Annotated in this window: 21 protein-coding genes; 12 read left to right on the top strand and 9 right to left on the bottom strand. The window is 30.9% G+C overall.

What is annotated here, in order from left to right; all coding sequences use genetic code 11:
• Positions 1 to 47 precede the first annotated feature (47 nt).
• Complete coding sequence (locus ACIQ16_RS05830; RefSeq protein WP_396149540.1) at positions 48 to 1,451, bottom strand: TlpA family protein disulfide reductase; 1,404 nt, start codon at positions 1,449 to 1,451, stop codon at positions 48 to 50.
• A gap of 149 nt (positions 1,452 to 1,600) precedes the next feature.
• On the opposite strand from ACIQ16_RS05830, the gene ACIQ16_RS05825 reads away from it, so the two are divergent.
• Entirely contained in the window at positions 1,601 to 3,220 is a 1,620-nt protein-coding gene (locus ACIQ16_RS05825) for an ABC-F family ATP-binding cassette domain-containing protein (protein WP_396149538.1), read from the top strand.
• Positions 3,221 to 3,322: 102 nt separating this feature from the next.
• Here the strand turns inward: ACIQ16_RS05825 and trmD are convergent, their stop codons facing one another.
• Together trmD and ACIQ16_RS05815 are read right to left on the bottom strand one after the other, a co-directional pair.
• Entirely contained in the window at positions 3,323 to 4,000 is a 678-nt protein-coding gene (gene trmD / locus ACIQ16_RS05820; protein ID WP_396149536.1) for a tRNA (guanosine(37)-N1)-methyltransferase TrmD, read from the bottom strand.
• Between the two features lie 84 nt (positions 4,001 to 4,084).
• On the bottom strand, positions 4,085 to 4,531 hold the full coding sequence (locus ACIQ16_RS05815; RefSeq protein ID WP_396149534.1) for a DUF1569 domain-containing protein: 447 nt from the start codon (positions 4,529 to 4,531) through the stop codon (positions 4,085 to 4,087).
• 81 nt (positions 4,532 to 4,612) lie between these two features.
• Between ACIQ16_RS05815 and ACIQ16_RS05810 the strand changes: the two genes are divergently transcribed.
• From ACIQ16_RS05810 to ACIQ16_RS05800, 3 genes are all read left to right on the top strand, one after another.
• Entirely contained in the window at positions 4,613 to 5,545 is a 933-nt protein-coding gene (locus ACIQ16_RS05810; protein ID WP_396149532.1) for a peptidylprolyl isomerase, read from the top strand.
• A gap of 123 nt (positions 5,546 to 5,668) precedes the next feature.
• Positions 5,669 to 5,986, top strand: coding sequence for a cytochrome c (locus ACIQ16_RS05805; RefSeq protein WP_396149530.1), 318 nt, complete (start codon positions 5,669 to 5,671; stop codon positions 5,984 to 5,986).
• 31 nt (positions 5,987 to 6,017) lie between these two features.
• Positions 6,018 to 6,515: a hypothetical protein gene (locus ACIQ16_RS05800; RefSeq protein ID WP_396149528.1), complete on the top strand. Its 498-nt coding sequence runs from the start codon at positions 6,018 to 6,020 to the stop codon at positions 6,513 to 6,515.
• On the opposite strand, the gene ACIQ16_RS05795 is transcribed toward ACIQ16_RS05800, so the two are convergent.
• A complete protein-coding gene (locus ACIQ16_RS05795) occupies positions 6,516 to 7,583 on the bottom strand; it encodes a GyrI-like domain-containing protein (protein ID WP_396149526.1) in 1,068 nt (355 codons plus the stop codon).
• 347 nt (positions 7,584 to 7,930) lie between these two features.
• Between ACIQ16_RS05795 and ACIQ16_RS05790 the strand changes: the two genes are divergently transcribed.
• Entirely contained in the window at positions 7,931 to 8,314 is a 384-nt protein-coding gene (locus ACIQ16_RS05790) for a hypothetical protein (RefSeq protein WP_396149524.1), read from the top strand.
• Positions 8,315 to 8,385: 71 nt separating this feature from the next.
• Here the strand turns inward: ACIQ16_RS05790 and secA are convergent, their stop codons facing one another.
• The 4 genes from secA to ACIQ16_RS05770 all read right to left on the bottom strand — a co-directional run bounded on the left by secA (position 8,386) and on the right by ACIQ16_RS05770 (position 13,850).
• Positions 8,386 to 11,742, bottom strand: coding sequence for a preprotein translocase subunit SecA (secA, locus tag ACIQ16_RS05785; protein WP_396149522.1), 3,357 nt, complete (start codon positions 11,740 to 11,742; stop codon positions 8,386 to 8,388).
• Positions 11,743 to 11,845: 103 nt separating this feature from the next.
• On the bottom strand, positions 11,846 to 12,067 hold the full coding sequence (locus ACIQ16_RS05780) for a DUF2795 domain-containing protein (RefSeq protein ID WP_022828503.1): 222 nt from the start codon (positions 12,065 to 12,067) through the stop codon (positions 11,846 to 11,848).
• A 218-nt stretch (positions 12,068 to 12,285) separates the two neighbouring features.
• Entirely contained in the window at positions 12,286 to 12,855 is a 570-nt protein-coding gene (locus tag ACIQ16_RS05775) for a cob(I)yrinic acid a,c-diamide adenosyltransferase (protein ID WP_396149519.1), read from the bottom strand.
• Between the two features lie 50 nt (positions 12,856 to 12,905).
• Positions 12,906 to 13,850 (bottom strand): TerC family protein, encoded by a 945-nt coding sequence (locus ACIQ16_RS05770; RefSeq protein WP_396149517.1) that lies wholly within the window; start codon positions 13,848 to 13,850, stop codon positions 12,906 to 12,908.
• Positions 13,851 to 14,086: 236 nt separating this feature from the next.
• Between ACIQ16_RS05770 and ACIQ16_RS05765 the strand changes: the two genes are divergently transcribed.
• From ACIQ16_RS05765 to ACIQ16_RS05755, 3 genes are all read left to right on the top strand, one after another.
• Positions 14,087 to 16,276 (top strand): glutamine synthetase III, encoded by a 2,190-nt coding sequence (locus ACIQ16_RS05765; protein ID WP_396149515.1) that lies wholly within the window; start codon positions 14,087 to 14,089, stop codon positions 16,274 to 16,276.
• 158 nt (positions 16,277 to 16,434) lie between these two features.
• A complete protein-coding gene (locus ACIQ16_RS05760; RefSeq protein WP_396149513.1) occupies positions 16,435 to 17,145 on the top strand; it encodes an OmpA family protein in 711 nt (236 codons plus the stop codon).
• Positions 17,146 to 17,202: 57 nt separating this feature from the next.
• Positions 17,203 to 18,069 (top strand): OmpA family protein, encoded by an 867-nt coding sequence (locus tag ACIQ16_RS05755; protein ID WP_396149511.1) that lies wholly within the window; start codon positions 17,203 to 17,205, stop codon positions 18,067 to 18,069.
• Positions 18,070 to 18,138: 69 nt separating this feature from the next.
• Here the strand turns inward: ACIQ16_RS05755 and ACIQ16_RS05750 are convergent, their stop codons facing one another.
• Positions 18,139 to 19,563, bottom strand: a complete 1,425-nt coding sequence (locus ACIQ16_RS05750; RefSeq protein ID WP_396149509.1) for an FAD-dependent oxidoreductase — start codon at positions 19,561 to 19,563, stop codon at positions 18,139 to 18,141.
• Between the two features lie 173 nt (positions 19,564 to 19,736).
• On the opposite strand from ACIQ16_RS05750, the gene ACIQ16_RS05745 reads away from it, so the two are divergent.
• The 4 genes from ACIQ16_RS05745 to ACIQ16_RS05730 all read left to right on the top strand — a co-directional run bounded on the left by ACIQ16_RS05745 (position 19,737) and on the right by ACIQ16_RS05730 (position 24,831).
• Positions 19,737 to 20,915, top strand: a complete 1,179-nt coding sequence (locus ACIQ16_RS05745; RefSeq protein WP_396149507.1) for an AIR synthase related protein — start codon at positions 19,737 to 19,739, stop codon at positions 20,913 to 20,915.
• Between the two features lie 108 nt (positions 20,916 to 21,023).
• Positions 21,024 to 22,553, top strand: coding sequence for a glutamine-hydrolyzing GMP synthase (gene guaA, locus ACIQ16_RS05740; protein ID WP_291242324.1), 1,530 nt, complete (start codon positions 21,024 to 21,026; stop codon positions 22,551 to 22,553).
• A gap of 191 nt (positions 22,554 to 22,744) precedes the next feature.
• The gene (locus ACIQ16_RS05735; RefSeq protein ID WP_396149505.1) at positions 22,745 to 24,427 is read left to right on the top strand and encodes a LysM peptidoglycan-binding domain-containing protein; all 1,683 of its coding nucleotides are present in this window, start codon (positions 22,745 to 22,747) and stop codon (positions 24,425 to 24,427) included.
• Complete coding sequence (locus ACIQ16_RS05730; RefSeq protein WP_396149503.1) at positions 24,427 to 24,831, top strand: OsmC family protein; 405 nt, start codon at positions 24,427 to 24,429, stop codon at positions 24,829 to 24,831. Before ACIQ16_RS05735 ends, ACIQ16_RS05730 begins: the two co-directional genes overlap by 1 nt.
• The last annotated feature ends 19 nt before the right edge of the window (positions 24,832 to 24,850 follow it).

The raw sequence follows: 24,850 nt of genomic DNA, 5'->3' as shown, positions 1-24,850 counted from the left end.
TCCAGATTTATCTGGACGCCTTTTTTATGGAGTTTTTTTACTAATTTTTATTGTAAATAACTTTCGAAATTGGCATCAAACAAGCTTACAAAAGCATTGTTTATAGTACCATTTTTATTTATAATTAGGGTTCGGTATACTTTATTAATTACCCATTTATTTTGTAATTCTTCAAAATCTATGGCTCTTAATTCTATGGAATTGGAATATTTTTTTTCTTTAATTTCTTTTAACCAATCTTCTTGAGTGTTATTAATATTTATGGCAATAAATTGAATGTCTGGATACTTTGCTTTAAGTTCATCTACTTTTTTGTGAGAATAAAAAGAATGTGATTCGGATTGTTTCGTCCAAAAATAAATAATTGTTTTTTTAGTAATTAATTCACTAAGCTGAACTTTTTTATTATTTGTGTCTAACACACTAATTTCTGGTAACACATTATTATTTCTTAATTTCTGAATGTTACTTGCCGTTTCCATGACTTTAACTTTCATTTTTTGATCGGAAACCATTTTCGAATATAAAGTAAAAAATTTACCATTATTAACGGAACATTGATCAGAAAGCAAATACATGTTGGCAATATTATTCACAACCAAGTTTTTTACATGTTTGTTTTTAATTAAAGTATCAGCAATTTCAAGTTTTTTAATATTGTTTTCTAAACTCATGTCGTCTAAATAACCTTTAGTATTTGTTAATACAACATTGTTTAACATGCTAGTCATATAATTAATAAACGGCGAATAGTATAACAGATTTGCTTGATTTACATCAATTTTTTTTCTGTAATTATAGTATGATTTTGGCAAACTGTTTTTGATGTTTTCACCTGTTTTAAATTCGTGTACAATTGGGAAAACTTCTTTTTTGTATGCGTAATTCAATTGAATATTTGCTTTTGCTACTTCATCAAATTCTTCAGACCATTTGATAAATGATTTTCTTTTGTGGTATAAATTTGTAATATTTTGATTGGAAGAATCTATATATTTTGAAAATATTTTTTCAGATTTTTCATATACATCAAACAAGTTGTTTTTTAAATTCATGTCTTTTAAAAACAATTCCATCATAAAATTATTTTTTTCATCGCCACGTCCGCAAAACATTAAAGTAGTATCAAAATCATTACTGTTTAATCGAATCATCAAACTATCGTTTTTATCAAAAAACACATATTGATATTCTGGATCGTGTTTAAAACTATATAAACCTGGCGTTAACGAATCGAATTTATGAAAAAACCGGTTGTTTTTATCTAAATAAAAAGTATCCACAACTTTATTGTTTTTCATAAACACCACAAAATTATTTTTCGGATTTTCAATTTCTCCACCAAAATAGGCAATATAATTTTCACCCATAAAACCATCTTTACAAGATATAAAAGTGGAAGTAAGGATAACGAAAACAATAAATTTAATGAAATTGTATTTTTTTTGCATAGTTTTATTTAAACATAATAACAAATGTATTTGTTTTTAAATAGTTTAGGTGTTAATGTAGCGTTAAAAATTCCAAATAGAATATTAAAATAAAACTGTGAAAACTCGTTGGTTTTTGCTAATTTTGCAACAAATTAAAATAAAAATACATGCTTACAATTTCAAATTTATCGGTACAATTTGGTAAAAGAATTTTATTCGATGAAGTTAATACCTCTTTCACACAAGGAAACTGTTATGGGATTATTGGCGCTAACGGTGCTGGAAAATCAACCTTCTTAAAAATCATAGCTGGTGAATTGGATCCTACTTCAGGAAGAGTGATTTTAGAACCAGGAAAACGTATGTCGGTTTTAAATCAAAATCACAACATGTTTGATGAATTTACGGTTTTAGATACGGTATTGATTGGAAATAAAACATTACATGCCGTAAAATCTGAAATGGATGCATTGTATGCTGATTATGATGATAAAAATGCAGATAGAATAGGCGAGTTGCAATTGCAATTTGACGAAATGAATGGTTGGAATGCAGAAAGTGACGCGGCTACTTTATTATCAAATTTAGAAATTGAAGCAGAATATCATTATACTTTGATGGGCGAAATGGACGGAAAATTAAAAGTTCGTGTGTTGTTAGCTCAAGCTTTATTTGGCAATCCTGATGTGTTGATTATGGATGAGCCTACCAATGATTTGGATTTTGAAACCATTGGTTGGTTAGAAAATTTCTTAGCAAATTATGAAAATACGGTATTAGTAGTTTCGCATGACCGTCACTTTTTAGATGCGGTTTGTACACATATTTCTGATATTGATTTTGCGAAAATCACACATTATTCAGGAAATTATACTTTTTGGTACGAAAGTAGTCAATTAGCGGCGCGTCAGAAAGCACAACAAAACAAAAAGGCAGAAGAGAAAAAAGCAGAATTAGAAGAGTTCATTCGTCGTTTTAGTGCCAATGTAGCCAAATCTAAACAAGCTACTTCTCGTAAAAAAATGATTGAAAAATTAAACTTAGATGAAATTAAGCCATCAAGTAGAAGATATCCAGCCATTATTTTTGAAACCGAACGTGAAGCGGGTGACCAAATATTAAATATTCAAAATTTAGCAGCATCTCAAGACGGAGACGTTTTATTTAAAGATGTACATTTGAATATGGCAAAAGGCGATAAAATTGTGGTTTTCTCTAAAGATTCCCGTGCAACAACCGCTTTTTATGATATTTTAAATGGTTTAAAAAAACAAGATTCAGGAACGTTTGATTGGGGAATTACGACCACGCAATCCTATTTACCAGTTGAAAATCATAGCTTTTTTGATGGTGTTGATTTAAATTTAGTAGATTGGTTACGCCAATGGGTAAAAACAGAAGAAGAACGCGATGAAGTGTATGTTCGTGGTTTTTTAGGAAAAATGATTTTCTCAGGAGAAGAAGCCTTAAAAAAATGTAATGTACTTTCTGGAGGCGAAAAAGTACGTTGTATGTTGTCTCGAATGATGATGATTCGTGCCAATGTATTAATGTTAGATGAACCTACCAATCACTTAGACTTAGAATCTATTACTGCATTCAATAACTCGTTAAACAATTTTAAAGGGTCTATTTTATTAACAACACATGACCATGAATTTGCTCAAACTGTTGGAAATAGAATTTTAGAAATTACGCCAAATGGTGTTATAGACCGTTACATGACGTTTGATGAATATTTAGAAGACGATAAAATTAAAGAATTACGTACTAAAATGTATATGTAATTTACGATTTGCGATTTTAAATTTACGAATTGTTATTTATAAAAAATCCCGAGTTTTGCTCGGAATTTTTCGTATATTGTATATCTAAAATCGTAAATAAGATTATTCTTCCAATAAATCTGGTCGTCTGGCTAATGTGTGTTCGTAGGCTTTTTGTTCGCGCCATTTTTCAATTTCTGGAAAGTTACCGCTTAACAAAATATCTGGAATTTTCATCCCTTTATATTCTGCAGGTCGAGTGTAAATTGGTGGTGACAATAAATTATCTTGAAAACTATCCGTTAGGGCAGAGGTTTCATCATTCAAAACTCCAGGAATCAATCGAAATAAGGCATCGCATAAAATTACTGCACCTAATTCACCACCTGATAAAACATAATCGCCTATTGAAATTTCTTTAGTAATATGCATATCGCGAACACGTTGGTCAACGCCTTTATAATGCCCACATAAAATAATTAAATTTCCTAACATCGACATAGAATTCGCCATTTTTTGGTTTAGCGTTTCTCCGTCTGGTGTCATATAAATGATTTCGTCGTAATCGCGTTCGCTTTTTAGTTTGGAAATGCAATCGTCAATAGGTTGAATATTCATCACCATTCCAGCGCCACCGCCGAATTGATAATCGTCAACGCTTTTTTGCTTGTTCGTACTATAATCGCGTAAATTATGAAAATGGACTTCCACCAAGTCTTTATCAATGGCTCTTTTCATCATCGAACCTTCAAAAGGACTTCTAATTAATTCTGGTAAAACAGTTATGATATCTACGCGCATGATGATTTTGTTTTCTTTGTTTCAGGTTTCAAGTTGCAAAGATAAACAACAAAAACCTGAAACCTGAAACTTGAAACAATTAATTTAAACCCCAAATTGTCGTAAATGATGATCAATATGTTTCCAATGTAAATTATTCCATTCATCTGCAGTCATATAGCCCCAAAAAGGGTGTTTTTTACAACTTATAGCATCAAAACCAGCTTGAAAACGAGAAAAATTAGTAATTAATTCATTCTTAATGGTTTCAAAATCGAAATTAGTATCGTATTTAAATTCTTTGGCAGTTGGACTGTTCTTGTCAAATTGTGGCTTTTTTAGAATCATGTTTTTCATCATAGGTGCTAAAATTTTCCAAATAAATGGAATCCTAAGTTCTTTCTCATTAAAAGCTACTAAAACGGCATCATTACAATGTTTTAGCATTTGGTCTACACTCATTTTTCCCCATAATGCTTTAGAATCTGAAGATAATGAATTGATTCTTAAAATAATTTCTTGATTGTTTGTTGGGTTAAATATTGATTTCATGTTGATATAATTTTGCTTAAAAACCAATCAAATATACTCAAAAAAGTAGTAAATTTGCACTTTAATTTAAAATCAAAAGCAATGCAAGACGGAATTTACGCTAAATTTAATACAGCAAAAGGTTCAATTTTAGTAAAGTTAACTCACGATAAAACGCCTGGAACGGTTGGAAACTTTGTTGGTTTGGCTGAAGGGCAATTAGAAAACAAAGCAAAACCAATGGGGACGCCATATTATAATGGCTTGAAATTTCATAGAGTAATTCCAGACTTTATGATTCAAGGTGGTTGCCCACAAGGTCAAGGAACGGGTGGACCAGGTTACCAATTTGATGATGAATTTCATCCAGAATTAAAACATGATAAGCCTGGAGTTTTATCTATGGCGAATGCTGGACCTGGAACTAATGGTTCACAATTTTTTATTACACATGTTCCAACCAATTGGTTAGATGGTAAGCATACTGTTTTTGGTCATGTTGTGGAAGGACAAGATGTTGTTGATGCAGTGGCTGGAAATGACGCTTTAGATTCAATTGAAATTATTAGAGTGGGAGCCGAAGCAGAAAAATGGAATGCTATTGAAGTATTTAGAACATTTGAAGGTTCTCGTGAAAAAAGAATTTTAGAACAAAAACAAGCTGCTGAAGCGGCGATGGAAAAATTAGCAGCTGGATTTTCAAAAACAGAAAGCGGCTTACGTTATCAAATTATCCAAAAGGGTAGTGGTAAACAAGCAGAAAAAGGTAAAAAAGTTTCTGTTCACTATCAAGGTGCTTTAGAAAACGGTCAAGTTTTTGATTCATCATATAAAAGAAAACAGCCTATTGATTTTCAATTAGGAGTGGGACAAGTTATTGAAGGATGGGATGAAGGTATTGCCTTGTTACAAGTAGGTGATAAAGCTCGTTTTGTAATTCCATCGTATTTAGGATATGGAAGTACTGGTGCTGGAGGCGTAATTCCACCAGATGCTACTTTGGTATTTGACGTTGAATTAATGGATGTGAAATAAGAGTAGGCAGTATTCAGTTTTTAGTAATCAGTAAGAATTAAGTAAAAAAATAATATATAAAATCCGTTTCGATACCAAATCGTTACGGATTTTTTTTATATTTGAAAATCTAAAAATGAAATAATGAAATCAAGCGTATTAATTGGATTAGTGGTTTTATCAGTTGTAGTAGGCTGTGCACCAAAAAAAGTTGTTGTAACAGAGGAAGTTCCGGTTGTTAAAGAAATTGCAGCTGAAAAGTTAGAAATAACAGCTGAAGTTATTGCTGAAGGTAAAAATTTATACACCACAAGTTGTGCCGATTGTCATAGCTTATATGAAAAAGAAAGTTTTACTGCCGAACAATGGAAACCGATAGTTATTCGTATGCAAAAAAACACCAAACTTACTGATTTGCAACGCGAAAAAATATATGCTTATTTAACTACACCACAATTTTAATTTTGGTTCGTAATTTGCGACTTGTTTTTATATGAAGAAATTTTTAGTATTTATCTTATTTTCAACCCTTGGCTTTTCTCAAGATGGCTTGCCGCATTGTGGTTTTGATTTCACTACCTATTTGGTAGCTAATCCAATAGATAGCGCTACCAAAAAAATTATAAATAATTTGCAGATTACTTTAATTGATAGCCAAGGAAATGAAGTGGTAAATACTAATAACGAGTTTAGTTTAATTCATAAAGATAAAACCTTAACTTTTGCCAAAAATTACAGAGTTACATTAGCAAATGCAGAAGAAAGATGGTTTTACAATATTTGTGAAGACCAATATTTATTGCAATTGAAAGCAAATTTTATTCCAGAAGAAAAAGGGTATTCTATAAAAATAAGCGATACTTTAAACCGTTATGCAACAACAACTGTACCTGTTTTTAATACTAATTTATACGTATTATGTACAACAAAAGTAAAAAGCTTTGGTCCGAAAATGACTAATAATATGATTACTATTGAAATGAGTAAGTAATTACTCTAATTTTTCAGCAATTACTGTTTCAGTACTATCTTTTACAATTACTTTTTTTGGAGCTGCTTCTTTCTTTATGATGGGAATATAAATTTCTGTCACCCATTTTGAAGGTTCGTTTACTTCAGGAACAGATTTTTTGTAAATCCCAATATAAAATCCTTTTTTGTCTTCTTTGAATTTTTTAGTTGTAATGTAATTTCTTGTTTTTGACCACGCTTTTTTCATATGAGAATAATCACCTTTTAATGTGGTTTTTATAGCTAAAAATGAGCTGTAGTTTTTACCTTGAATTTGACTATCTGGCGTTGTGAATACTTTTTCTTTTACTGGAACGCACATGGCATAAACTATTTTGTTTTGGTTTTCATTATTCTGAAACATTACAAATGGCACTTCTAAAGTTTCGATATCATTTGATTTGATAAAATTCTTCATTGTTTTTAGCAATGCTTTAGATTTTTTCGGAAAATCTTTAACTAAACAAGAATCTTTTTGTTCTAAATAATTAATTGCAGGTCTGTTCACCAATCCGTCTACTTTAATATCATATTCACCTAATTCACTTACAAAATAGTTGTTAATTTTATTTAAACTTTCTTGTATCTGAGGACCTACATAACTAGTAATTCCTCCATTCAATACAGAATATATTTTTTCTGTAAATGATAAATCGCCTTTAATAGTTACGGATGCTAACGTATTGTTTCCCAATTTCTTGAATTTCCAATGCAATGTTTGCTTGTTATCGTTTTGAATAAAGAGTTGCGATATGGAATCTTTTTGAGCAAAAGTGGTAATAATAGCATTTTCAGAATCCCATTTTACATACGATTTTTTTCCAATAGTATTTTGAGAAGTGGTAAAATTAAAATTTTCTTCTGTATTGAATTGTTGCCAATCATTCCAATTAGAAAAATCGTTTACATATTCAAACACAGAATTACTTGGTGTATTTATTTCTTTTTGTTTTGTAATTTCATAAGTAGCAGGTTGTGTGGCAACAAAAACTACAAAAGCCAAAAGGAATAATAGGAATAAAAGCGATAAATATTTTAATATTTTCATCTATTTGGGGATTTAAAATCAAATATAATAAATTATTCTTTTATGTAACCTTTAATTAAAAATAAGAATAAAATAAAAAGTAAAAAACCTAAAACAATCCATTTCACTCCTTTATATTGCTGTTTATGTATTTTTTTATCCTTTAAATACATAAAAACAATAATTGTAATAAAAGAAATTGCAAATAAAATTGCAAATACTGTTTGTCCTTTTGAAAACATGTTGATAATTTTTTTTTCAAATTTAAGGATTACAAGTTTTAAAATATAATTTTATACCATAATAATATCAAAAAAAAGATTACCACAAATTATTATCAAATTTCAATTAATGTTTAAACTTATATTATGCAAAAACAATTAAATGCAGTAAAATTATTTCATACTACTTATGGATTAGGTGTAAGTGAAGAAATGAAAGCCGATTTAGGAACTCAGAAAAACAACCTTCGTTTTGAATTAATGAAGGAAGAAAACGAGGAATATTTAGAAGCTGTACAAAATAATGATATAGTAGAAATTGCCGATGCACTTGGCGATATGTTATATATTTTATGTGGTACAATTTTAGAACATGGTTTACAGCATAAAATAGAAGCTGTTTTTGATGAAATTCAGCGAAGTAATATGAGTAAATTAGGAGAAGACGGAAAACCTATTTATCGTGAAGACGGAAAGGTAATGAAAGGTCCAAATTATTTTAAACCTAATTTTGAAGCTATTTTAAAGTAATTTCTTCTGTATTAAAACAAAAAAATCCTTAATAAAAAATTAAGGATTTTTTTATAATTATAATTAGATGTTTATTCAGAAACTAAAACATACTCACCAGAAGCTAAAAGTGCTTCTGCTTTTTTGTATTTCATAGTTTCACTTTTTCCACTCATAACATTTTTAATTGTTACGTTGTCGTTTCTGTTGATTTTTGGTTGATCACGAACGATAGTTTCAGTTACTGTTGGGCGCTGTTGTGCTTGATTTCCAGCTTCTCTATTCGCTTGAGCTAAATCATCAGAATCTAACGTATCTTTTGATTCGGTATAATTCGATTTTTTAGTTACTTGTTTCGCTTCCTGAATGTTATTGGCATTTTGTGAAGGCAATTCTCCTTTAAATAAAAATGAAATCACATCTTTATTCACTTGCTCAATCATGGCTTTAAATAATTTAAACGCTTCAAATTTATAAATTAATAAAGGGTCTTTTTGTTCGTGTACCGCTAATTGAACCGATTGTTTCATTTCATCCATTTTACGTAAATGTTTTTTCCAGGATTCGTCTACAATAGCTAATGTGATGTTTTTTTCGAAATCTGTAATTAACGATTTTCCTTCTGATTCGTAAGCTTTTGTTAAATTCGTAACTACATTTAAGGTTTTAATTCCATCCGAAAATGGCACAACAATTCTTTCAAATTGTCCGTTATTGTTTTCGTAAACATCTTTAATTATTGGATACGCTTCTTTGGCATCACGAACTACTTTTTCATCGTAATATGCATACGCTGCTTTATAAGTTTTTGCTACAATTTGTTGTACGTTTAATTTTGCAAATTCAGCTTCTGTTACTGGAGCAGTAATAGAAAACGTTCGTATTAATTGAAATTCGAAGTTTTTAAAATCATTTACAATTTTGTTGTTTTCTACAATGACTTCACAAGTATCATAAATCATGTTTACGATATCTACTTTTAAACGCTCACCTTGTAAGGCATGACGACGACGTTTGTACACCACTTCACGTTGTGAATTCATTACATCATCATATTCTAATAAACGTTTACGAGTTCCAAAGTTGTTTTCTTCTACTTTTTTCTGTGCACGTTCGATAGATTTTGTCATCATAGAATGTTGAATCACTTCACCTTCTTTTAATCCCATTCTATCCATAACTTTTGCGACTCTTTCAGATCCGAATAAACGCATTAAGTTATCTTCCAAAGAAACATAAAATTGTGAACTTCCTACATCACCTTGACGACCAGCACGTCCACGTAACTGACGGTCTACACGACGAGAATCATGACGTTCTGTTCCTATAATGGCTAAACCACCAGCTGCTTTTACTTCTGGTGATAATTTAATATCCGTTCCACGACCAGCCATATTTGTTGCAATAGTTACCACGCCTGGTTTTCCAGCTTCAGCTACAATTTCAGCCTCGCTTTTATGCATTTTCGCATTCAATACATTATGATTGATACCACGCATTTTAAGCATTCTACTTAATAATTCTGAAATTTCTACTGAAGTGGTTCCAATTAACACGGGTCTTCCAGCATTTGAAAGTTCTACTACATCTTCAATAACTGCATTGAATTTTTCACGAACCGAACGATAAATTAAATCTTCTCTATCAATACGAGACATCGGTTTGTTTGTTGGGATTTCAACAACATCTAATTTATAAATTTCATTAAATTCGCCTTCTTCTGTAATGGCTGTTCCCGTCATACCTGCTAATTTGCTGTACATACGGAAGTAATTTTGCAAAGTAACTGTCGCAAAAGTTTGAGTGGCTGCTTCGATTTTTACGTTTTCTTTCGCTTCAATAGCTTGGTGTAAACCATCAGAATAACGACGACCATCCATAATACGACCTGTCGATTCGTCAACAATCATTACTTTGTTGTCCATTATTACATATTCTGTATCTTTTTCGAAAACAGCATATGCTTTTAATAATTGCGTTAACGTATGAATTCTTTCTGATTTTACAGAAAATTCTCTGTATAAATCTTCTTTTAATTCTGCTTCAGCATCTTTATCTAAATTTTGTTTTTCGATAGCTGAAATTCCAGTAGAAATATCCGGTAATACGAAGAAATTCTCATCGGTATCTTGCGATAAAAATTTAATTCCATTATCAGTTAATTCTACTTGATTGTTTTTTTCTTCAATAACAAAGTAAAGCGCCTCATCTACTTTAGGCATTTCTCTATTATTGTCTTGCATATGAGCATTTTCTGTTTTTTGAAGAATTTGTTTGATTCCTTCTTCCGATAAAAACTTAATTAATGCTTTGTTTTTAGGATACGCACGATAGGTTCTTAATAATTGAAAACCACCATCTTTAACATTTCCTTCTTTAATTAATCGTTTTGCTTCGGTTAAACAATCTGTTGCAATACGCTTTTGTAAATTGAAAAGATTTTCCACTTTTGGTTTTAATTCTAAAAACTCGTGTCGGTCTCCATCTTCAACAGGTCCAGAAATAATTAAAGGAGTTCTTGCATCATCAACTAATACTGAATCGACCTCATCTACAATGGCGTAGTTGTGTTTTCTTTGTACTAAATCTTCTGGTGAATTCGCCATATTATCACGTAAATAATCGAAACCAAATTCGTTATTCGTACCATAAGTAATATCGGCATTATATGCTTTTCTTCTTGCTTCAGTATTTGGTTGGTGATTGTCAATACAATCTACAGTTAAACCGTGGAATTCAAATAAAGGCGCTTTCCAAGTACTATCACGTTTCGCTAAATAGTCATTTACAGTAACTAAATGCACTCCATTTCCTGTAAGTGCGTTTAAGTAAAGCGCAAGTGTTGCTACTAATGTTTTACCTTCTCCGGTTTGCATTTCGGCAATTTTACCTTGATGTAAAACAATACCACCCATTAATTGCACATCATAATGTATCATATCCCAAGTGATTGGTTTTCCTGCAGCATCCCAAGAATTTGCCCAATTTACTTCTTCTCCAACAATGGTAATATAAGGTTTTGTTGCAGAAAGTTCTCTATCTTTTGCAGTAGCAGTAACCGTAATTGAAGTATTTTCTTTAAATCGACGAGCCGTTTCTCTTAAAACAGCAAACGCTTCTGGTAAGATTTCATTTAGTGTTTTTTCTGAAATATCGTACGCTTCATTTTCTAATTTATCAATTTCAGCATAAATAGTTTCTCTTGCATCAACATCAATTGTGTTTTCTGCTTCCGATTTTAACGCTTCAATTTTAGCATCTTTTTCAGCACGAGTCTGATTGATTTTATCTTTAAATAAAACCGTTTTTGCTCTTAATTCATCGTGTGAAATTGATTTTAAAGCTTCTTGATAAGAATTAATCTTATTTACGATAGGTTGAATGGCTTTGATATCATTAGCAGATTTATCACCTACAAATATTTTTAATATCGAATTTACAATACTCATAATCTTTATTTTATATATGTTTTACCTTACGGTTGTATTCATTTGTAAAGATAACCAAAAAAAAAGCCTCACCGAAGAGACTTTTTAATAGGCTATTTATTTTTTAATATTCATCCTCGTTCCAAAGATAATCTTCATCTGTAGGATAATCTGGCCAAATTTCTTCCATCGACTCATAAATTTCACCTTCATCCTCTATAGACTGTAAGTTTTCTACCACTTCTAATGGTGCTCCAGCTCTGATGGCGTAGTCAATTAATTCGTCTTTTGTAGCAGGCCATGGCGCATCACTTAAATATGATGCCAATTCTAACGTCCAATACATCTTATTTAGATTTTTTAGTTTAATGCAAAAATAAATTTATTAGTTAAAAAGACAAGTTTTTTTTGAGTTATTTTTTTAATAAATTTTAAGAACTTAATTTTCTTAAATTCCAAAACATAAAAAACAAATTCCAAATAGTTAAAATTCAAATATTTAATTATTTAAAACGTGTTCTTTTTTTTGGGATTTGGAATTTATATTTTTGGGATTTCTAAAACTTATTTTCTAGGAATCCACTTTACTTCTTCAGCGTTTAAATCATAAGACAACTTTCGTGCCAATACAAATAAATAGTCAGAAAGTCGGTTTAAATATTTAATTGCAATCTCTGCAACGGGTTCGTTATGGTCTAAATGCACGGCTAAACGCTCGGCTCTTCTACATACACAACGCGCTATATGACAATATGACACGGTCGTATGTCCGCCAGGTAAAACAAAATGCGTCATCGGAGGCAATGCTTCTTCCATAGCATCAATTTCATTTTCAAGCAATTCGATATCACTTTCAATTATGCCTAAGTTTTGTAAACGTTTTTCCCCGTTTTTTAATACTTCTTTTTCAGGTGGCGTGGCTAATATAGCACCGACAGTAAATAATCTGTCTTGAATTTCAATTAAAATATCTTTATAATGTGCGTTGAAGTCTTGATCACGAATTAATCCGATATGTGAATTTAACTCGTCAACTGTACCGTAACTTTCAATTCGGATATGGTCTTTTGGTACTCTTGTTCCTCCGAAAAGGGCAGTAGTGCCGGTGTCACCTGTTTTAGTATATATTTTCATTTTTGAGTTTCAAGTGTTTTTAAAAATTGTTGTATTTCGAATTACGAATTTTATTCTTTATTTTTTTGTAAAGAAACTACAACCCCAATTGTAATTGATAATGCAATAAATGCTAATGATAACCATTCTGGGAAAAATTCTGGAAAATGATGAATCAATAACATTTTTACACCAACGAAAGTTAAAATCGCAATTAAACTGTATTCAATATAACTGAATTTTTCAATCATATTCGCTAAGAAGAAATACATCGAACGCAATCCTAAAATTGCAAAAATATTAGAACTGAATACTAAAAAAGGATCTGATGTAATAGCTAAAATTGCAGGAACACTGTCTAAGGCAAAAATAACGTCCATAACTTCAATCACAATTAATGCAATAAATAAAGGTGTTACATAGTTGATGTTCTCTTTTTTAATAAAAAATTTCTGTCCTTCAATTTCGGTATGAACAGGAAATATTTTCCCAATTAACTTATATATTTTAGAATCTTTTGGATCAAATTCTTCTTCCTCTTTACTAAAAAGCATTTTCATAGCCGTAAAAATTAAGAAAGCACCAAATACATAGATAATCCAATCAAATCGATTAATAAGTGCCACGCCTAAAAAAATCATTAAACCTCTAAAAACAATAGCGCCTATGATTCCCCAAAATAAAACTCTGTGTTGGTATTTTTGTGGAATTTTAAAGGATGAAAAAATTATGGCTATTACAAATATATTATCAGCACTTAAGGAAAGCTCAATTAAATATCCTGTAATGAACTTTAATGAGGCGTCTGTTGGTTTTAAATTAGTTGGGTTTTCAATGTGACCTCCGCTGTATAAAAGATAGACCACACCAGAAAACATAAACGATAATGTTACCCACAAAATAGTCCATTTAGAGGCTTCTTTACTACTAATTATATGCGGGTTTTTATTAAAAACACCTAAATCAAGTGCTAAAAATATAGAAATTGCAATAAGAAAAATAATCCAAACTGTCATAATTATTAATTTTTAGCAAATATAAATTAAAATTCAGAAATTTTTAGCTTCACACAGATTAAAAATATGATTTTAGGTTTTTGTTAGTCTAACCCCTGGTTTTTTCTTTAAAATATATTGAAAATTAAAATATTTTTAATCTACCCCTAAAATTTTAGGGGGTAAGTTTTTTTATTTGTAAATATTTTATACTTTTGCAGTGTAAAATTTAGAAATTAATTTTAAAACCTAACTTTATGGCTACACTTCGTTTCCAAGCTTTAGATAAAGCTACAAGTAGAAAACCAGTTTCTTTTGAAGAAACAGCAAGAAAATCAGAAATTTTTGCTTCTAATGTATTCAATGACAAATCTATGCGTCAATTTTTAACACCAGATGCTTATAAAGCAGTTAAAAGCGCTATTGAATTAGGAACAAAAATCGATCGTAAAATTGCGGATTATGTAGCAATGGGAATGAAAGAGTGGGCTTTATCAAAAGGCGTAACACATTATACACACTGGTTCCAACCATTAACTGGAACAACGGCTGAAAAACACGATGCTTTTTTCGAAACATCAATGGACGGTTCAGATCCAGTAGAAAAATTTGGTGGAACTCAATTGGTTCAACAAGAACCAGATGCTTCATCATTTCCTAATGGTGGAATTAGAAATACATTTGAAGCTCGTGGTTATACAGCTTGGGATCCAACATCTCCTGCGTTTATTTTTGGAAGTACTTTATGTATTCCTACTGTTTTCGTATCGTATACAGGGGAAGCTTTAGATAATAAAACACCTTTATTAAGAGCATTAAGTGCGATTGATACTGCTGCTACAGAAGTAGCTAAATATTTCGATAAAAACGTTAAAAAAATTACACCAACTTTAGGTTGGGAACAAGAATATTTCTTAATTGATTCTGCTTTAGCAGCTACAAGACCTGATATTATTGCTACTGGTAGAACTTTATTAGGACACACGTCTTCAAAAGGACAACAATTAGACGACCATTATTTTGGTTCTATTCCAACTCGTGTTTTACAATATATGAGAGAATTAGAATACGAATGTATGTTATTGGGTATTCCAGTTAAAACGCGTCATAATGAAGTAGCGCCAGGACAATTTGAATTGGCTCCAATTTTTGAAGAAACCAATTTAGCTGTAGACCATAACTCCTTATTAATGGATGTGATGGAAAAAGTAGCAGAAAGACACGATTTTAAAGTATTGTTTCACGAAAAACCTTTTAAAGGTGTAAATGGTTCGGGTAAACATAACAACTGGTCTTTAGCAACAGATACTGGAATTAATTTATTAGCTCCAGGAAAAACGCCAATGAGTAATTTAATGTTCTTAACGTTTTTTATCAATACAATTAAAGCGGTTCACGATTACGAAGAATTATTAAGAGCGTCAATTGCATCTGCAAGTAACGACCACCGTTTAGGAGCAAACGAAGCGCCACCTGCAATTATTTCTGTGTTTATTGGTCAACAATTAACAAAAGTATTAGCTGAATTAGAAGGTGTTACGAAAGGAAAATTATCTCCAGAAGAAAAAACAGATTTAAAATTAAACGTGGTTGGTAAATTGCCAGATGTTTTATTAGATAATACAGATAGAAACAGAACGTCACCATTTGCGTTTACAGGAAATAAATTTGAATTCAGAGCGGTGGGTTCAACAGCTAACTGTGCGGTTTCAATGACTACTTTAAATTCAATTGTTGCGAAACAATTAATCGACTTCAAAAAAGAAGTTGATGTTTTAATTGAAACGAAAGATTTAAAGAAAGACGAAGCAATTTTCAATACGTTAAGAGAATACATCAAAGGAACAAAAGCCATTTTGTTTGAAGGTGACGGATATAGCGATGCTTGGGAAAAAGAAGCTAAAAAACGCGGATTAAGTAATCATAAAACTACTCCAGAAGCCTTAAAAGCTAAAGTTTCTAAAAAAGCATTTGACTTATTTGCCGAATTAGGCGTAATGAATCATATAGAAGTAGAATCACGTTACGAAATTGAATTAGAAGAATACACAAAGAAAATTCAAATTGAAGGAAGAGTTTTAGGTGATATAGCTCGTAATCACGTTATTCCAACAGCTATTAAATATCAAAACACGTTAATTGAAAACGTAAAAGGTTTAAAAGATATTTTTGAAAAAGATTTTACAAAAATTGCAAAGGAGCAAATTGAGTTAATCAAAGAAATTTCAGCACATATTGAAGGCATCAACCGTAATATTGACGAAATGATTGAAGAACGCAAAAAAGCAAATAATTTAGATTCTACTGAAAAAATGGCAGCTGCTTATTGTAATAAAGTAAAACCATATTTTGAAGTAATTCGTGAACACTGCGATAAATTAGAGCTTTTAGTTGATAATGGAATTTGGCCATTAACAAAATATAGAGAATTATTTTTTATTAAATAATATTTGTTTAGATTTGAAAATGCTTGTTAGAAATAACAAGCATTTTTTTTACAATAATTTTGGTAGTTTTAAGTTATATTAAAAAGTACGATTTTATGAAATCATTAATTATAAGTTTATTTTCTATTTTTTGCCTATCTTCTTTTTCACAAAAAAAGATGACACTTTATTTTGATACCAATTCGAGTGAGCTTAGCCAAAAAGAAATGGTTAAATTCAATGAATTTATGAAAACAAAAGATTTAAAAATTCAGAAAGTTATTGGTTTTTGCGATTTGCGTTCTTCTAATAAATATAACGATTCATTAGCATTAGCAAGAGCTAATTTTGTTTCAAGTTTAATTCGATTGTCTTCTTTTAATTCTGTGTTTGAAGTGAAATCTAAAGGAGAAAACTTTAATCAATTGAAAGATTTAGATTTAAACAGAAAAGTAGAAATTCATTTTAAAATTGAAAAAATAGCGCCACCAAAAGTTGTTCCAGAAGAAAGTTTAGGGACACGTATTTCTAAATCTAAAAAAGGCGATAAATTAGTACTTAAAAATTTATTTTTTTACGACAGAACGGATATTTTATATCCAGAATCCTACAAACCACGGGAAGAATTATTAAAAGCATTGAAAGATAATCCGAAATTAAAGATAGAAATTCACGGTCATATTTGTTGTACGCCCGGAAAAGATAAAGAAGAAATTGCTTTAAAACGTTGTGTGGGAACCATTGAATATTTAGTGGTAAACGGAATTGATAAATCGAGATTAAGTTATAAAAGCTTCGATGCAGCGCAACCTATTTTTCCCATTCCAGAAAAAAATGAAGAGGAACGAAAAGCCAATCGTCGTATAGAAATTTTAATCGTTGATAAATAAATGGCATAGTTTTTAGTCTATATTTGTGGCTATCAAAATCATAAAACATTCTAAATAATGAAATTTCTATTCGCTTTTGCCTTTTACCTTTTGCCTTTTACCTTTTTTGGTCAAGAAAGTGTTTCGTTTTATTTCGAAAACAACAAATCTGCATTAAATCAAGTGGAATTGACTAAATTAAATAAGTGGATTACAGCAAATAAAAATTCTAAAATTCTTTCTATTACGGGTTCTACGGATGAAGTTGGTTCTTCTGGTTACAACGATACATTATCACAAAAACGAGTAGATTATATTTTTAATAAAGTAAAACTTTCTGTAAAAATTAGGGAAGATTTCAAATCGATTTCTTTAGGCGAAAAAGGTGCAAAATCGAATAGTAAAGCAGAAAACAGAAAAGCCATTATCGTTTTTTTACAAGAAAAAGATTTAGCTAAAGAAGCCCTTTTAATTCAACCTAAAGTAGAGTTGGAAGTTCCAAAAGATAATCCAACAAACGGATTAACTCCAATTGAGGAAAAGGATATGAATTTCCCTGAAGGCGCTACTTTAGAAGAAAAAATTCAATTGTCTAGACCTGGAACTTTAATTGTTTTGCCTGAAATTCAGTTTTATAAAAATTCCTTTGGTATTATGCCTTCCTCACAAAGAGAAATTTTTGAATTGATTCGTATTATGACAATGAATCCAAAATTATACATTGAAATTCAAGGGCATATTTGTTGTGTGGATAAAGACATTAGAAATTTATCTTTAGATAGAGCCAGACAAGTTAAACGTATTTTGCAATCAAATTACATTTTAGAACGACGTATAAAAGTAAAAGGATTCGGTGTTTCGAAACCAAAATTTGCCATTCCAGAAGCAACAGAAGAACAAGCAGCTGCCAATAGAAGAGTAGAAATTATGATTTTAGAAATGTAAGTCAATTAGATAATTAGTCAATTACTCAATGTGCCAATTATCTAACAATCTAAAAATCTAATTATCTAATTATCTAATTGTCCAATTATCTAATTTTTTCGCTACACTTCCTCTTGGTTCGTTACCTTCTTGTAATACTATTTCTGAATGTAAAAATTTCGCTGCTTCTGCAGAATCTTTCACTTTACTTGCACTACGTGATAGCATTTCGGTTTCAAAATCGTTTAGTACGCTTTTTCGAATTCCAATTTCTTTCCAGTTTGATGATTTCGTACATTTTTTTGTAATTTCTCGGGCTAAAGATAAAGCATCTAATAATGCTTGATTGGCACCTTGACCTTTAAACGGACTCATTGGGTGTGCGGCATCACCAATTAAAGTTATGTTTTTTTCTGTTTTCTCTAATAATGTAGTAGATAGTATTTCTCTATCGTAAACAGGATAACCTGAAATTTCGGATTCTAAAGTAGCTTTTATAATTTCTGGAATCGGCGTGTGCCAATTAGTTCTTTGTATTGCTTCCTCTTTAAGCGAATTTTTGCCTTTTTTACTTATTTCTTTTGCTGCTGCTTCCGAAATGGGAAAACTAAGTTGCCACATTATAGCCTCTTTTGAATAAGGCATCATATACATGCGTTCTTTTCCATTGGCAGTTTGAAATACCGTAGCGCCATCGAGTAAAGGACTTTTTGTATTTTCTAAGGCGTTTAATTTACAAATTCCCAAAATAACCATACAATCTAAATATCGTAAAGGTGTAATTTCTTCACCTAACAAAAAATTTCTTATTGAACTACGAATGCCATCTGCACCAACTAAAATGTCAGTTTGAACTTTCTTAATTTCACCGTTTACTTGAAAACTCAAATCAATTTTATTTTCAGATTCTTTATAATCAACAAGTTGATGTCCCCATTGCACACTGTTTTTTACGTTCAATTGGTCTAATAAAGCGCTACGTAAAGCTTGCCTTGAAATGTGTAAGTTAGAATGTTTTGCTTGTTTTTTTGTATCGGATGGTAACCATTTTCTGAGTCCCCATTCGCCAATAACTTTTCCTTCTGAAGTATAAACGATATGTTTTGTAGAAACTACTGCTTCTTTCAAAGAAAATAATCCGAAGCCTTTTATTGCTTTGCTTGCTTGTTGTAACGTGAGTCCGTATCCTTGTGATCTGTCTGTAAAGCTTTTATCTCTTTCATAAAGTGTAAATGGGATTCCACGGTGTAAACACGCTACTGCTAAAGCAACACCGCCAATTCCAGCACCGATTATTGCCACGTGAGGATAATTTTCATTATCAACTTGAGGAAAATTCACAGAAGGAAGTATACCAGAACCCAAACAAATTTTACAAGCTATTTGTTCGTTTTTAGTTGCGACTTTTTCTTGTTGAATAAGCGACTTTTTGGGTTGTCTCCGATTTTTTTTTCCTTGTCCTTTACAAATTTGACAAACTGACCAACTCGCAAATGAATTTTCTAACTTTTCCAATTCTATTTTTTAATTGTTTGGTATACAACTTAGCTGCAAAGGTTGTAAAATTTTCTGTGATACTGTTTAATTCTAATTAGTTTTATTCTGAATTGGCAAATTGTCTCAGTATCTTATTGGCACATTACCTAATTATTTATATCTTTGCTCCACACAACAAACAACACATAATAATGAGTTCTGAAACGAGCCAACGCTACAATTTAAGAGGAGTTTCTGCTTCTAAAGAAGATGTACATAATGCGATTAAAAATATTGATAAAGGATTATTTCCTCAAGCATTTTGTAAAATCATACCCGATTATTTAACTAACGATGAGAAGTATTGCATTATTATGCACGCTGATGGCGCTGGTACTAAATCAGCTTTAGCTTATATGTACTGGAAAGAAACGGGTGATGTTTCTGTTTGGAAAGGCATTGCGCAAGATGCCTTAATTATGAATATTGATGATTTATTGTGTGTAGGTGCAACAGATAATATTTTATTGTCTTCTACTATCGGAAGAAATAAAAATCTAATTCCAGCTGAAGTTATTTCGGCTATTATTAATGGAACAGAAGAATTAATTACAGAATTAAAGAAACACGGCGTTACTATCCATTCAACAGGAGGCGAAACTGCAGATGTAGGCGATTTGGTTCGTACGATTATTGTAGATTCTACGGTAACAGCTCGAATGGAAAGAAGTAAAGTAATTAATAACGCAAATATTCAAGCAGGAGATGTAATTGTAGGTTTAGCTTCATTTGGTCAAGCTTCTTATGAAACGGAATACAATGGTGGAATGGGAAGTAATGGTTTGACCTCTGCGCGTCACGATGTTTTTGCCAAGTATTTAGCTGAAAAATATCCTGAAAGTTTTGATGCAGCAGTTCCAAACGAATTGGTATATTCGGGTCAAACAAAGTTAACGGATGCAGTTGAAAATAGCCCTATTGATGCAGGTAAGTTAGTGCTTTCTCCAACCAGAACGTATGCACCAGTTATTAAAAAAATACTATCTAAATACAATTCAAATCAAATTCACGGAATGGTGCATTGCAGTGGAGGTGCCCAAACTAAGGTGCTTCACTTTGTAGACAACGTTCACGTGATTAAAGATAATTTGTTTCCAGTACCACCATTATTTCAACTGATTCAAGAAAATTCTAAAACCGATTGGAAAGAAATGTATCAGGTATTCAATTGCGGACATAGAATGGAAATTTATGTACCTGCTGAAATTGCACAAGACATTATTGAAATTTCAAAATCATTTAATATCGATGCACAAATTGTAGGTAGAGTAGAGCAATCAGATAATAAAAAGTTAACTATAGTTTCAGAATACGGAACGTTTGAATATTAGAAGTATTTCAACACAGATTAAAGAAATTTTATTAATTTATATAATTTTTTTCATCTGTGTTGTTTGATTTCATTAATAATTATAATAACACACAACAACAAAACAAAAATGAATAATGTTTTAATTTTAGATTTCGGATCACAATATACACAACTAATCGCTCGAAGAGTTAGAGAATTAAATATTTTCTGTGAAATTTTCCCTTTCGATAAAATTCCTGCCGATTTATCATCATATAAAGCTGTAATTTTAGGTGGAAGTCCTTGTTCGGTGCGTTCAGAAGAAGCACTTCATCCTGATTTATCTGAAATTAGAGGTAAAAAACCGTTATTAGCCGTTTGTTATGGTGCACAATATTTAGCGCATTTTTCTGGTGGAGAAGTAGCTGCTTCTAATACAAGAGAATACGGAAGAGCAAATTTATCTTACATCAAAGAAAACGAAGTGTTTTTAGAAGGTGTTTCTGATAATAGCCAAGTTTGGATGAGTCATTCAGATTCCATCAAAAAATTACCAACAAATGGTGTTAAAATAGCCAGTACAAAAGACGTTGAAAATGCGGCGTATAAAATTGAAGGTGAGACTACTTACGCCATTCAATTTCATCCAGAAGTTTATCATTCTACAGATGGAAAACAGATGTTAGAAAACTTCTTAGTTAAAATTGCAAAAGTGGAACAAACCTTTACTCCAAATGCTTTCGTTGAAGAAGTAATTGCAGATATGAAAGCCAAAATTGGTGACGATAAAGTAGTGTTAGGATTATCTGGTGGAGTTGATTCTACTGTTGCTGCGGTAATTTTAAATAAAGCGATTGGAAGTAATTTATATTGCATTTTTGTAAATAACGGATTATTACGTAAAAACGAATTCCAAAGTGTTTTAGACCAGTACAAAGGAATGGGATTAAACGTTAAAGGCGTTGATGCTTCTCAGCGTTTTTATGACGCTTTAGCTGGACTTGATGATCCTGAAGCGAAACGTAAAGCTATTGGAAATGCTTTTATTGAGGTTTTTGATGATGAGGCGAATCAGTTAAAAGATGTAAAATTTTTAGGTCAAGGTACAATTTATCCCGATGTAATTGAATCGGTTTCGGCAACTGGCGGACCTTCAGCGACTATAAAATCGCATCATAATGTAGGTGGTTTACCTGATTTTATGAAATTGCAAATTGTAGAACCTTTACGAATGTTATTTAAAGATGAAGTACGCAGAGTAGGTGCAACATTAGGAATTGATCCTGAATTATTAGGCCGTCATCCTTTCCCAGGACCAGGTTTAGCGATTCGTATTTTAGGTGACATTACACCTGAAAAAGTGGCGATTTTACAAGAAGTAGATGCTGTATTTATTAATGGGTTAAAAGAACACGGTTTATACGATAAAGTTTGGCAAGCAGGTGCTATATTATTACCAGTTAATAGTGTTGGCGTAATGGGCGATGAGCGTACGTATGAAAAAGTAGTAGCATTAAGAGCTGTAGAATCTACGGACGGAATGACGGCAGATTGGGTACATTTACCTTATGAGTTTTTAATGAAAATATCAAATGAAATTATCAATAATGTTCGTGGTGTGAATCGTGTAGTATACGATATTAGTTCGAAACCACCAGCAACTATTGAATGGGAATAAAAAAGAAATAACAATATCAAATACAATGGCAATGTCAATATTTTACTAAAATTTGACATTGCTTTTTTTATTTTGAAATGTTGTAATTGAATTTATAATGCTTATTTTTGAAAAGTGATATTGAATCTGATTTTTATCATTATTGAACTTGGCATTAAAATTGCACCCAAATAAAATATAAACCAACCTCTATGAAAAAAGCATATTATATATTGATATTATTTTTGGTAAGTATACTAAATTATGCTCAAACCAAACACACCGTTATAAAAGGTGAAACTTTATATAGTATTTCAAAAAAATATAATGTTTCTACTGAAGACATTCTAAAAGCCAATCCAGAAGTTAAAAACGGCGTTCAAGAAAATAGTATTCTTACCATTCCAAAAGCTGCAGTAATAGATTTATCTACGCCAAATAAGCATATTATTCAACCTAAAGATACAAAATATTCGGTATCCAAAAAATATGGAATTTCAATTGAAGAATTAGAAAAACTAAATCCAGAAATAGGAACTGAGTTTGAAATAGGATCGGAAATTCGACTAAAAAAAGGAGTTGTTTTGTCATTGCCAAAATCGGTAAAAAATATTATATCGTCAGAAAACGTTATTTCTTACGAAGTTGAAGCTAAAGAAACGCTGTATAGTATTTCGAAAAAATTTAATGTTTCTATAGAAGAAATAATTGCGAAAAACCCATCAGCAAAAGATGGTTTAATTGAAGGTACGTTATTGGTTCTGCCAAAAAGGAGTAACCTAATTTTAAAAAAAGATTCTATAATTTTAAAGAAAGAAAAAGTAAATTTAGTAGAAACCGTTAATAAAACCAAAGAAAGAAATTTAGTTTTATTGATGCCTTTTAATATCAATAGAATTGAAAAAGATTCTTCTAAAACAAAAATCGAATATTTAAAAACTGATAAATTTTTAAATATAACGTTAGATTTTTATGCTGGAGCACTTAAAGCTATTGATTCAGCTAAAGTATTGGGATTGCCAATTAATGCAAAAGTGTATGATGCGGAATCTTCAAAATATTCTTCAAACGTAGCTGCATTAATTAAAAACAATAATTTTTCTAATGTAGATGTTGTAATTGGCCCTTTTACCAATTCTTTCGTTGAACTTGCTGGACAATTAGTTGATAAAAAAACAGCAGTTATTTCTCCGTTAACGAATGATGTTGGGGTTGGAGGCGCTAACGTTTTTTATGCAATGCCTAATGAAACCATTCAAAAGGAGAAATTAATGGCGTATTTGAAATTAAAATCGGACGCTATTTTTGCTATTCATTCTACTACAAAATCAAAATTAAGTGCTTATTTTTCTTCAAATTATCCAGAAGTGAAATCATTTTATTTTAATGAAAAAGGTATTTTTGATTATGCGATTTTAAAATCTAATTTACAAAAAGGGAAAAAGAACTTTGTGATTTTAGATTCAGATAAAATTATTCAAGTACTTTCTGTAGTCAATAATGTATTAAAACTTAAAAAAGAATTTGATATTCAACTGGTGGTAATAGAAAGAAATGATGCTTTGGATTTTGAAGAAATTCCATCCAAAAACTTGGCGGCTTTACAAATGTTGTATCCTTCCGCTATTCGTGAGAATGAATCATCAGAAGCATTAAATTTTGCAAAAGCGTATAAAAAAGATAATAAAGTACAACCAAATCAATACGCAACTCGAGGTTTTGATGTTACTTTTGATGCCATTTTAAGAATGTGTCAGGAAGAAGGGTTTTTTAAATCTGTTGAAAGTCAAATCTCAGAGCAAATTGAAAGTCAGTTTAATTATATAAACAATTCTAATAATGGCGTTTATATGATGTATTATAATTCAGATTTAACCATAAAACAAGCGCAATAATGGCAACGTCAAAAGTAACTTATTTAGGCGATTTAAGAACATCATCGATACATTTAGCTTCTGGTTCAGAAATTATTTCGGATGCTCCAATTGATAATAACGGTAAAGGGGAAGCTTTTTCACCAACCGATACAGTAGCAAATGCATTAGCAAGTTGTATGTTTACGGTAATGGGCATTAAAGCACAAGATTTAAACGTAGATTTTTCTAATTCAACGGCTGAAGTAACTAAAATTATGGGAACCGAACCGCGACGAATTACAGAAATTCACGTAACTTTTTCGATGAATGTTGAAGTAACAGACAAAGAAAGAATCATCTTAGAAAAAACAGCAATGACTTGTCCGGTACTGAATAGTTTACATCCAGATATTAAAAAGGAAGTGGTTTTTAATTGGAAGTAATTTAAAGTCAGAAAATAAG

The sequence above is a fragment of the Flavobacterium sp. genome, from assembly GCF_044360715.1.
Lineage (GTDB): Bacteria > Bacteroidota > Bacteroidia > Flavobacteriales > Flavobacteriaceae > Flavobacterium.
Note: the sequence above shows the minus strand (reverse complement) of the source record. Positions and strands in the feature narration are given on the sequence as shown.

Bases quoted from the DNA above. Each gene is read 5' to 3' on its own strand.
- trmD (WP_396149536.1), bottom strand. From the start codon at position 4,000: ATGCGCGTAGATATCATAACTGTTTTACCAGAATTAATTAGAAGTCCT.
- ACIQ16_RS05775 (WP_396149519.1), bottom strand. From the start codon at position 12,855: ATGAAAATATATACTAAAACAGGTGACACCGGCACTACTGCCCTTTTC.
- guaA (WP_291242324.1), top strand. From the start codon at position 21,024: ATGAATAATGTTTTAATTTTAGATTTCGGATCACAATATACACAACTA.
- ACIQ16_RS05815 (WP_396149534.1), bottom strand. From the start codon at position 4,531: ATGAAATCAATATTTAACCCAACAAACAATCAAGAAATTATTTTAAGA.
- ACIQ16_RS05735 (WP_396149505.1), top strand. From the start codon at position 22,745: ATGAAAAAAGCATATTATATATTGATATTATTTTTGGTAAGTATACTA.
- ACIQ16_RS05770 (WP_396149517.1), bottom strand. From the start codon at position 13,850: ATGACAGTTTGGATTATTTTTCTTATTGCAATTTCTATATTTTTAGCA.
- ACIQ16_RS05805 (WP_396149530.1), top strand. From the start codon at position 5,669: ATGAAATCAAGCGTATTAATTGGATTAGTGGTTTTATCAGTTGTAGTA.
- ACIQ16_RS05810 (WP_396149532.1), top strand. From the start codon at position 4,613: ATGCAAGACGGAATTTACGCTAAATTTAATACAGCAAAAGGTTCAATT.
- ACIQ16_RS05755 (WP_396149511.1), top strand. From the start codon at position 17,203: ATGAAATTTCTATTCGCTTTTGCCTTTTACCTTTTGCCTTTTACCTTT.
- ACIQ16_RS05830 (WP_396149540.1), bottom strand. From the start codon at position 1,451: ATGCAAAAAAAATACAATTTCATTAAATTTATTGTTTTCGTTATCCTT.
- ACIQ16_RS05795 (WP_396149526.1), bottom strand. From the start codon at position 7,583: ATGAAAATATTAAAATATTTATCGCTTTTATTCCTATTATTCCTTTTG.
- ACIQ16_RS05780 (WP_022828503.1), bottom strand. From the start codon at position 12,067: ATGTATTGGACGTTAGAATTGGCATCATATTTAAGTGATGCGCCATGG.
- ACIQ16_RS05765 (WP_396149515.1), top strand. From the start codon at position 14,087: ATGGCTACACTTCGTTTCCAAGCTTTAGATAAAGCTACAAGTAGAAAA.
- ACIQ16_RS05760 (WP_396149513.1), top strand. From the start codon at position 16,435: ATGACACTTTATTTTGATACCAATTCGAGTGAGCTTAGCCAAAAAGAA.
- ACIQ16_RS05800 (WP_396149528.1), top strand. From the start codon at position 6,018: ATGAAGAAATTTTTAGTATTTATCTTATTTTCAACCCTTGGCTTTTCT.
- ACIQ16_RS05745 (WP_396149507.1), top strand. From the start codon at position 19,737: ATGAGTTCTGAAACGAGCCAACGCTACAATTTAAGAGGAGTTTCTGCT.
- ACIQ16_RS05825 (WP_396149538.1), top strand. From the start codon at position 1,601: ATGCTTACAATTTCAAATTTATCGGTACAATTTGGTAAAAGAATTTTA.
- ACIQ16_RS05730 (WP_396149503.1), top strand. From the start codon at position 24,427: ATGGCAACGTCAAAAGTAACTTATTTAGGCGATTTAAGAACATCATCG.
- secA (WP_396149522.1), bottom strand. From the start codon at position 11,742: ATGAGTATTGTAAATTCGATATTAAAAATATTTGTAGGTGATAAATCT.
- ACIQ16_RS05790 (WP_396149524.1), top strand. From the start codon at position 7,931: ATGCAAAAACAATTAAATGCAGTAAAATTATTTCATACTACTTATGGA.